This window comes from Pleionea sp. WD8-19 (assembly GCF_055326765.1).
Window position 1 is genome coordinate 1 of the sequence record NZ_JBUZOU010000050.1, and the last position, 2,366, is coordinate 2,366.

A 2,366-nucleotide genomic window follows, 5' to 3' on the forward strand; every position below is an offset into this window, starting at 1 on the left:
TGCTTCCAGACCATTTATCGAGCCAGGAAATGATCACTGCTTCTGATTTTGAGTTTAGTGAAGCGTTTTTTGAATCGAAAGTTCAAGGTATTCGTGATACATTTAATACTAGAATCAATGGCATTTAAATTTTTTGGCGCAATGTATTAATACGTTTTTTGCAATTATTGAACTGGATATCAATTAGTTTTCAATGACAATTTCCCCAGAACGTCGTAAAAACTTCATGCGTCAGTGATTTTTAAAAATACGATAACAGTGTGATAATTTTTACAACGGCGTTTGAGAAATATTGCGACGAGAGTTTGGCAAATAAGAAATATGCTACGATGAGAAAGTGGTAAAACGGTAGTAAAGCTTCAAAATTCTACGACCGCTAATTTGATAAAAACTACGATGACAATTTAGCACTCTACAATTAACCCGGCCTGCCTAATGAGTGACCCATTGATTTTGTTAATTCTTTTTTTGAGCTTCTTGTTTTCAACTAACAGGGACTTTGTGAATCGGCGCTATAGCTAGTGAACTTAACATTAGATGGAAGTTTACCGCTTTTAATGATTGTCCTTAGCATAAGCATTTCGTCTATACTTTTAGGTAGAGATATTTTGATATTGTTTTTTAGCCGCCCTGATATTGTAACTTGAGCTAAAACAAATTCATCTAATCTAAGTACCAACACTTTTCCTTGATTATTTTTAGATAGTGTAAATAACCGAGCACCAGCGGTATCAGTTAAGTGGAAAAGCAAATAGTTATTCAACTCATCAGAACTAACGTTTACACCTAAAATATCTTTTGACTCAAACCAAACCTGCTCTTCAGTATAAGCTTTAAGTTCACCTTTGGTCTCGCTTAAAAAACGGAGTGTAGCCTCACCAATTTTATCACCTTTGGTTTCAAATTGAATAACTCCTGTAGATTTATTTGTACAAACAGCTTTTACACTCGAGAAAAGCCCTGGTAAAAACTCCTTATATCTAACAATTAGCTCTTGCTTTGACCGAGTTAATGTATGGCGATCTGTTATTTGAACAGAGAAAAACTCTTTAGATGAATTGAAGCCATCGCAACCAGCAAGCATTAGAGTAACAACACAAAATAAATATTTCATAAAAACTTCCCATAATAGCTATTACTACACTTTCAATGACTTACTTATTTTCTTCAAAAATATGTACAACATCACCAACAGAAATTTCACTTTAATGAAACAACCTTTAGTTCACAAATTTCCTCCAAATATCTCGTAAGCCATGGCGTTAAATCATACATTTGATCTTTAAATGACTCTACAAGGCTATGAGAAGTTTCGATCTTTAAAGCAAAGTCAGCAAAAGACTTATCATATTCTGTTAACCAAACCTCAAACCCCATCAACTCTGCAGATGCTTGTATCTGATAAGGCTCTCTTTCACTATGTTCTATGTTAAATTCACTATAGAGAAAGCCTTCACTAATTCGTGATGCCAAACTTTCTAAGCCACCATCAAATTCAATTAATACGAAAGCTTTTGCTCCCATAATTTTCTCGGAGTTACTCATTATTACCGCACTTAATTAGGTTCAAACTTAATAGAAAAACCATTTTTATTTGGCTTTAGCCCGTTAAAACTAGGCTTGCTTTCAAGTAACTTTCGAAATTGAACATCTGCCTTTAAACTATTACCAAATTGGCGATATAAAATATCGCTTTTTATCCAGTAGTCAATATCAAAACTATTAAAATTAATTCTCTGACCATAAGTTGGTTTATTTGGATTTCCTACATATCCCGTTTTAAAAGATCCCGTATACCCAAATTGCAAATCTGGATCTAAACTTTGATATTTTGGCAACAAGTGGGTATCAGCTAAGCCTTCAAATTCAGATTGTAGTCGTGCATGCTTGATTTTGAAAGTAGAAATTCCGCTGACAAACTTAGACACAAGTCCAGCACCAGCGGTAAATAGATTCACCGCCAAATTCTGCTTAGCGGCATTAATCTCTCCACCGTCAAGGAAGTTGCCAGTTAAAATATTTCTTGGTACTCCATTATGCCTATATAGTAGTCCAGCTTGATCAGTAATATCTTTTAGTATTGCCCCAAGAACAGGAAAGTTAAAAAGACCTGAATTGTCATTATAAGGAGCCGCTATAGATTCTCCAGGAAGAGGAGGAAGAGTAAATAAATTGCCAAGTCCTAAAGCATCCGTACCTTGCAAATAGCTTAAGCTTGAAGACCAATCAGAACTCCCACTGGGGGATAGGGATAATCCGACGCAACAATCGTACGCAAAGCCATTTTTCGCCGACACATCAAACAGTTAAATAACAATTTTCGGGACGCTGACCCTACTGGTAAAAAATTTTCCCAGACGCGCTTT

3 protein-coding genes are annotated in these 2,366 nt (G+C 35.3%); all 3 read right to left on the bottom strand.

What is annotated here, in order from left to right; all coding sequences use genetic code 11:
• Positions 1 to 487: 487 nt before the first annotated feature.
• The 3 genes from ACTUJY_RS21015 to ACTUJY_RS21025 all read right to left on the bottom strand — a co-directional run bounded on the left by ACTUJY_RS21015 (position 488) and on the right by ACTUJY_RS21025 (position 2,204).
• Complete coding sequence (locus ACTUJY_RS21015; protein WP_463618093.1) at positions 488 to 1,114, bottom strand: preprotein translocase subunit SecD family protein; 627 nt, start codon at positions 1,112 to 1,114, stop codon at positions 488 to 490.
• Between the two features lie 86 nt (positions 1,115 to 1,200).
• Complete coding sequence (locus ACTUJY_RS21020) at positions 1,201 to 1,545, bottom strand: hypothetical protein (protein WP_463618094.1); 345 nt, start codon at positions 1,543 to 1,545, stop codon at positions 1,201 to 1,203.
• A gap of 11 nt (positions 1,546 to 1,556) precedes the next feature.
• Complete coding sequence (locus ACTUJY_RS21025; RefSeq protein WP_463618095.1) at positions 1,557 to 2,204, bottom strand: hypothetical protein; 648 nt, start codon at positions 2,202 to 2,204, stop codon at positions 1,557 to 1,559.
• Positions 2,205 to 2,366 lie beyond the last annotated feature (162 nt).